Below are 8,611 nucleotides of genomic sequence, written 5' to 3'. Positions count from 1 at the left end.
AATTCCAGCAAATTCTGGTAATTCATATTTAGCGTATACACTTGAATTGTCTAATAAGTTTTCTGTATACATTTCAGATGTTAAAGGTTTAACTTTAGATATTTCTTTAATATCTTTATTCTTTAATATTGCACCTAAAGTAAGTTTATTAACTTTTACTTCTCCTTTAACTGATAAATCCTTGATATCTCCGTCAACAAATGTTTTACCTTCTAATGTTTTATTAAATCTTACTTCGCCTTCACCGTTTCCTTCTACGAAACCAGTAACATTAGCCATTGTTGTCATGCTGGCTATTATGCTTGTTAATAATATTGCTTTTTTCATAAAAAAATCTCCTTTTTTAATAATTCTATGGTATTCACGTATATTTTAGCCAAAAAAAAAAAAAAAAAAGATTTTTACTAAATGTATGTTTATTTTTTAACCACATAAAGATATGCTAAATAGAGTGCAGTTTTTATCTATATATATCGCACATTGTGTTTTTTAACTTTATTGAAAGAAATTTAATTAATAAAAAATGTACTGGATTATTTTAAACCAGTACACTCTATTATTTTTAATACAATTATTTATTCATTAATTTATTTATAATCTCTTCTAATTTTTGTATTTTAATATTTTGCTTTTTAACGTTTTCTTTAGTATCCATATTTTCTTTTCTTAATTCTTTAACTTCATTAGTTAATTCTTCTATTCTCTTATCCTTATTATCAACACTACCCATCATAACTCCAGCTCCAATACCGAAAGCAAGATTTCCCTTACTATTAACTGCTCCACTTAATTTGTATGTGAAGTTTTGCTTGTCATTTGTTCCACTAAAGCCTACTGCTACTGCATGAGAACCTCCATAGTATCCATATGATGTTGCTAAATTAAACTTTCTATCTCCACTTACTTGTGGTAAGTTTGCCATTGCTACTGCATTTGCTACTCCACCTATTGTGAAGTCTATTTTTTTATCTACTTCTGTTTTATTGTAGTAATTATCTTTTATATATTCTTCATCTGCACCTTTATTTTCTATACTCTTTTGGACTTTCTTTAATTGAGCAACTGTTACCGCTTCATCATCTTCTGCACCATCTGCTAGACCTTGAATTCTTCTTTTTGCTTTAATAACATGTTCTTTCCCATTTTTATCATTATACTTGTATTCTCCACCAACAGCTAATGCATAAACTCCTTTTGTATCTTGATCTGTTAAATATCCTTTATTTTTAATTTCTTTAGTAGTACTAAATGCTCCTAATGCTAATGAATTATTCATATTTACACTACTAAAATATCCACCTATAATTGAACTATTTCTTGCATTTTCAATATTTGATTTATATCCTTGTATATATGAATTTCCACTACTTATTATATTAGACTTCGTTCCATTTATTGATGATCCTTCAGATTTTTCTATTTTATTTAAATTTCCTTGTATATGTGAATTTCCACTATTTTCTATTTTTGAAGAACCTCCATTTATTGATGAATAATTTGAATTGTTTATTTTATTATCATATCCTTGTGCAAATGAATAAGCACTATTATTAACAGTATTGTCTTCTCCAAATGCTTCACTATTTTGACTATCAATCAATTGATTATGAAATCCATAAGCAAATGAATATTCACTTTCAGGAGTATTTTGTGGAATGTACTCATCTTTTTCTGTATATGTTCTTTTTACAACATTTTGTTCACCTATAGCTAGAGAATTAAATGAACGATAAATTTCATTATTATTTCCAAATGTATATGAATTTCTAGAATTATATATACCATTGTAATTACCATATGCTAATACATTATTTTTAGTAAGTTTTTGATACACTTTTTCTTCATCTTCTTTATTATCAACTCTTATTGTATTATGTTCACCAAAGACATTAGTATCATCCATTCCATACACTTTATTACTATCACCGAAAATATTTAAATGATTTGACATACTAATCTCATTACCGTCACCTTTTAAGAAGTTATTATCTGATTCGCCACTTGATGAAAAGTTTTTATCGTCTCCTTCTTTAATTAAATTTACTCTACCGTAAATTATATTATTATTACCTTTTTCAATTTTTTGTTCTATTCGTTTTATATCACCCTTTATACTAGCTCCATTTTGAGGAACAATTATATAGTTACCTTTTTCATCTTTTGTTATTTTATAACTTTCATCATTTTTTATAACTTCTTCATTTGAAAAACTAACGATTCCTACAATTAAAGCTATTATTAAAAATATCTTCTTTTTCATTTACATCATCCTCCCACCTAATATTACCCCCCCCCATTTATTTTCAAGACTTTTTCAACAATTTATTTAACTTTTTTTTAACATAAAAAAAGATTACACTCGCAATAGCTTGCAACATCTAATCTTCCACATATTAATGTTTATTAACTATTTTATGTATATCTTCAATAATTGTATTATCTATATCCACTAAATATACATATCTCACTTTTCTTTCTAAAAGTGAGTATACTCCTATTGAACCTTCCCTAAACTACTCAACATTACTTGTTATTATAAAAGTTATTGAATTAACAGTAGATGTCTTAATTATATTTTCTTTTTCTTTGTACTATTTTTATCATTTGACCCTATTGAAACATTTTTTCTATAGTACCTAGAATTGATTCGTTATCTTCACTAAATACAAATACTAATAATATAAAAAATATAATATTTTTTTGCTAAAAAAGTGCCAAAATTTAATTTGACACTTTTTTATTAATAGTTTGAAATAAAATTATATACATTTAATCCTTATTTATTTTTAATTAAACGTTCTAATTTCTTTTCTAATTCTTGAATACGTTTTTCTGAGTTTTCTTTATATTCACTTAGTTCTTTTATTTTCTTATCTGTTTCTTGTTGACGCTTTTCATACTTTTCTATTTTTTCATTAGCAAACTCTAATTTCTTAGTTACTTTTTTTACATTTAATTTGTTAATATTATGTTCATCTACATCACCAAGCATAACTCCAGCTCCAACACCTAATGCAAGATTACCTTTATTATTTACTGAACCACTTAATTTGTATACAAAGTTACGTTCTTCATTAGTTCCACTAAATCCTACTGCTAATGCATGTGATCCTCCATAGTATCCATATGCTGCACTTAAATTATGTCTATAGTCAGAATAAGAATTTACTTGTACTAGATTTGCCATTGCTACAGCATTTGCTACTCCACCTAATGCTAATTCAGATTTTTCAAGTGCTACAGTAGACTTATTATCTATTGTGCTTATCATATTATTAACTTGTGTTTTGTTATAGTAATTATTCTTTAGATGTTCACTTACTTGTTTATCTGTTACTAATATATCTTCTGGTTTAGATAAGTCTGCACCTTTAGAAGCATTAGTTGCAAATGATTTTTGTTCTATATTAGAACCATCTTTATCTAACTTACCTTTAAGTGCTTCAAATACTTGTCCACCATTTACTGCATCTGTTGAGTTAGCAATCATTCTACCATCACCAATATTACTTAATGCCATAGGTTTAATATTTGGTAATGCTTTAATCACAACATCATTAGCTTCTTTACCACCTGTAACATCTGCTCCATTTTTCTTATATTTGTTAGAATCTTTATCATAAATTGCATCTTCTAAATCTATAGGATTATAGAACTTACCATCTTTACCTCTAACTAAATTAGTACTATTTAGTGGTTTTGCTTCATCAACAGGTGTAGGTTGTATATCTGCACCAGACCATAGATGTGTTTTACTATCATATTTTCTACCTTTTATATCTTTTTCCTTATAATAGTTATTATCTTCACCTTTTATAACTTTATCTGTACCTTCGAATATTTTACCATCTACTTCTACAGTATCTTTTGAATACTCTTTTCCGTCACTACCAAATACTGTATTTTTTACAAAGTATCCAAATGGTTTTTGATTAAGCTTATCATCAACATATTGTTTACTAACAACTGTATCACCTTTATCGGTATCTTTAGTCTTAATTCCAGTTATAGTATTAGATTTATTATCAATAACGATACCATTTTCTACATTATCCTTAGTACCATCTTTATATTCTTTCTTAAATACTATTTTATCCTTAGTAATTTCAACAGTATGTCTTGGATTTTCTTTTGTTCCATTTTTATCTGTTATAGTCAATCCATTTTGATCTAGTTTAGAGCTATTACCAGTAGTTTTATCTTGTTCAGTTTCAAATGATTTCATATCTTTTAATTCTTTAGATATACCTATTACGATATTACCTTTTTCATCAGTTTTAGTTGCAATGTTATTAGAATTATATTCTTCATCATATTTTTTTGTTACTGTCCCAGTACCTTTTATTTTAATAGCATCACCTAATTTTTTATCAACATATCCACTATTAGTTCCAAATTTTATAGGTGCTTTACTTAATTTTTCAACTGTTTTAATTTGTTCTCCTAATGATTTAATATCTTGACTATTTTGTTTGATACCATTAATATTTTTGTTAACTTGTTTATTAATATTAACAACTTTATTAGCTACATCATCAAACTTTTTATCAACATAATTCTTATTTGCTGCCATATGTCCATCAGAATTATCATCTAAATCTTTAAGCCCTGTTATACTTCCAGTTCCTACAGTCTTATTATCAGCACTTGTTGTTGCAAAGTCTATTGATGATTCCTTTATTGATACAGATGGGTTTTGTTCTCCTTGTTTAGTTACACTTATTCCATCCTTACCTATTGTAGTTTTTACACCTACTTGTTGTGTTGTTGTATTATTACCACTAGTAACATCTTTTTCAACTCCAAATGTAGCTCCATCTTTTGATAAAGTTATCTTTGTCTTTGTCTTATCATTTGTATCTTCTTCAGAAGTAATAGAATTAATTTTTGATAATTCTTTAGCTAGACCTACTTCAATATTACCATTTGTATTATCTACCTTAACTGCAATATTTTTTGTTTCATACTTAGTAGCAAAATTATCTTTTGTTAAATCTGTTAAATTTGATCCGTTAATAGTAATAGTATCACCTAAAAACTTAGTAGCTGTACCTGTACTTCCTGCAAAAGTTATACCCTTACTTGCTAAGAATTGTAAATCTCTTAATGTTACTACCTTGTTAAGTTCAGCATCATTATACACATCTTTTTTAGCTTCCTTATTAACAAGTTTATTAAGAATTTCATTATCCTTATCTTTTTTATCCTTGCTTAATCCTAAAGCACTTGCTACATTACCCAATGTAATAGGTTCTGTTGTTTTACCATCTGAATTTACTGTTGATAGTATAATATTTTCTTTTTTGATTTCTTGAGCATTATCCTCTTTTTGTCCATTTTCTTTTGCTTTATAGAATTTACCATCAGTATCTTTCATTAGCTTATTACCATCTTTGTCTGTATAAACTACTGTTCCTAAAGTTCCATTCTTCAACTTATCTTGTTCTGTACCATTAGCATTTATCTTATTTAATACATCTTTAACTTCTTTTTGAGTTGCTGCAATTCCAGAATTTTCTTTACCATAATCTGAAGAATTTACATCAAAGTCTTTAAGACCTGATATCTTAGCTTTATCTAAAGTTTTATCATCTGCTTTTGATATTGTTATACTTGCCTTATTATGTTCTAATTTTAATCCATTATCATCTGCAGATATATTTGCTGTTCCTAAATCTTTTTGATTATTTCCAAAGCTACTTGATCCTATATTAATACTCTTGAATGTTGGTGTTTCTTTCATTCCTATGTAGAATTTCTTTTTACCTTCAGTATCTGTTTTAACATAAGTTGCAAGGTTTGTTCCTGTATAATTTGCATTATTTGTACCTGCATATTTTCCATTTTCTGCTCCACTAGCTGTAATGCTTAATGTTCCTCCAAGTATTCTATTTACGTTTGATGTTCCATAAGGGTCTGCATTGTAGTTTGCTTCAAATGTTAGACCTTTATTCATTTGTTCTCTTGTTTGATTAAGTCCATCTAGTATATTTGCTGGTGTAGTATTTGTACCTTTTAAGTCTGTTATCTTTGGTGCTTTAAATCCTGTATTTTTTCCATTAACTTCTAAGCCTAACATATATCCTAGATTATTTAATTGTCCACCATTTATTGCATCTTTTGAATCTTTTGCTATTCTTCCATCTGCTACCCTTAATTTTGTAGTTGGTTTATCAGTAGTTCCATCTGGATTTACTAATGTTGCTGATATATCTTTAACTTCATCTGCATGAGAATGTCCTACTTTTAAATCTCCATTATCTTCAACATATTCTGCTTTATAGTATTTACCATCATTAGCTTTTACTAATCTATTACCTTTAGAATCTGTATAGACTACTGTTCCTGCTTCACCATTTCTTAGTGCATTTACCTTAGTTGTTAGGTCTTTTCCATTTAATCCATCTTTTCCTGTTAAGCCTTTTGATCCTGCACCATTAGTTCCATCTTTCCCATCTCTTCCATCGTTGCCTTTACCATTTAGACTATTCTTTACTTTATCTGTTAAGTTAAATGTAACTTTTCCATTATCTTCAGCCTTTATTTCTAAATCAGTAGATGTGAAATCAAATCCATTTGTTAATGTAGTTACTTTTTTAGTTTTATCATCGCTATTTGCTTTATATGCAATAGTTTTATTTTCTATAATATTATTAACTTTTCCTATTTCTGTTGTTAAATATTCTTTTACTGCTTTATCTGTTACTAATTGTTCAGAATCTTTATTTTCTTCAATTTTAGATGTACCTATTCCTGTTGCCCATGCTTTTTTATTATCATCAGTTAAACTTGATAAATTTGATCCATCTACTTTTGCATATTCTGTTGCAAGATTTGTTGTTCCTGATAATTCTTTTATTTTATCTTGATTTAATGTTAGCTTGTAATCTACTTTATTTCCATTTTTATCTGTATCAACAGTAATAGCTCCATCTTTAGAACTTACTGAAACTGAATCACTTACAAATTTCTTTGCTTCATCTTTTGCTATTTCTTGTATCTTTGATTTTTTAACTGTTAATTTGTAATCTTTTGCTTCATTATCAGTTTCTTTTCCACCATCAATTTCAAGTATATTTTCATCATTAGCTATTTTATTTTTAGAAACATTAACTAAATCTTTTATTACTTTCTTTCCAGCATCTGTTATATTATCTAAATTTTTCTTAGCATAATCTCCTAAATATGTATATACTGTCTTACCACTTACTGCTTTTTCATCAGTTTCACTAATGTTTCCATCTGTTTTAACTTTTAAATCTATTATTTTCTTTGTAGCTGTTGAACTATTATCTTTATTTACTTCTATGCTTCCATCAGTTGATTTTATTTCTACATCTTCTAATTTATTAGTTATTTCATTCTTTGTTACAAAATTTTGTTTATCATTATTATATGTTGTAACATCTAACTTCTTACCTAATTCATCATCAAATTGTTTCTTGTTAATTGCATCTGTTTCTGCAGTTCCTGCTGTAAGTCCTGTTATTTTCTTATTAACAGTTATATTATCATCATTTAATGTTATCTTAGTTCCATTTGTTCCTTTTTCTATTGATGTTATTCCCTTTAAGTCTGAACTAACATTTACTTTAAATATTGCTTTTGTACCTTCTTTTGTTAATAGTACTTTTGTATTTGTTCCATCAGCTATTTCTAATGTTTCATTTTTTATATTTAATGTATTTGATGATGTACCACTTGCTAATTTCAATGTTGAATTTGCTAGTGTATTATTAACTTTTCCTATTTCTGTTGTTAAATATTCTTTTACTGCTTTATCTGTTACTAATTGTTCAGAATCTTTATTTTCTTCAATTTTAGATGTACCTATTCCTGTTGCCCATGCTTTTTTATTATCATCAGTTAAACTTGATAAATTTGATCCATCTACTTTTGCATATTCTGTTGCAAGATTTGTTGTTCCTGATAATTCTTTTATTTTATCTTGATTTAATGTTAGCTTGTAATCTACTTTATTTCCATTTTTATCTGTATCAACAGTAATAGCTCCATCTTTAGAACTTACTGAAACTGAATCACTTACAAATTTCTTTGCTTCATCTTTTGCTATTTCTTGTATCTTTGATTTTTTAACTGTTAATTTGTAATCTTTTGCTTCATTATCAGTTTCTTTTCCACCATCAATTTCAAGTATATTTTCATCATTAGCTATTTTATTTTTAGAAACATTAACTAAATCTTTTATTACTTTCTTTCCAGCATCTGTTATATTATCTAAATTTTTCTTAGCATAATCTCCTAAATATGTATATACTGTCTTACCACTTACTGCTTTTTCATCAGTTTCACTAATGTTTCCATCTGTTTTAACTTTTAAATCTATTATTTTCTTTGTAGCTGTTGAACTATTATCTTTATTTACTTCTATGCTTCCATCAGTTGATTTTATTTCTACATCTTCTAATTTATTAGTTATTTCATTCTTTGTTACAAAATTTTGTTTATCATTATTATATGTTGTAACATCTAACTTCTTACCTAATTCATCATCAAATTGTTTCTTGTTAATTGCATCTGTTTCTGCAGTTCCTGCTGTAAGTCCTGTTATTTTCTTATTAACAGTTATATTATCATCATTTAATGTTAT

General features: G+C 26.9%; 3 protein-coding genes. All 3 read right to left on the bottom strand.

Annotated elements, in window-relative coordinates:
• The coding region (locus IMK15_RS06050; protein ID WP_192942256.1) for a hypothetical protein at positions 1–327 on the bottom strand (327 nt) is incomplete at its 3' end.
• Positions 328–571: 244 nt separating this feature from the next.
• Positions 572–2,260, bottom strand: a complete 1,689-nt coding sequence (locus tag IMK15_RS06045) for a YadA family autotransporter adhesin (RefSeq protein ID WP_192942255.1) — start codon at positions 2,258–2,260, stop codon at positions 572–574.
• Between the two features lie 516 nt (positions 2,261–2,776).
• Positions 2,777–8,611, bottom strand: a 5,835-nt coding sequence (locus IMK15_RS06040) for a YadA-like family protein (RefSeq protein WP_192942254.1), incomplete at its 5' end; no start/stop codon positions are given.

Origin of the sequence: Sneathia sp. DSM 16631 (genome assembly GCF_014892235.1) — a bacterium.
In the GTDB taxonomy this organism is placed as follows: domain Bacteria; phylum Fusobacteriota; class Fusobacteriia; order Fusobacteriales; family Leptotrichiaceae; genus Sneathia; species Sneathia vaginalis.
This window is presented reverse-complemented; position numbering and strand designations above follow the sequence as displayed.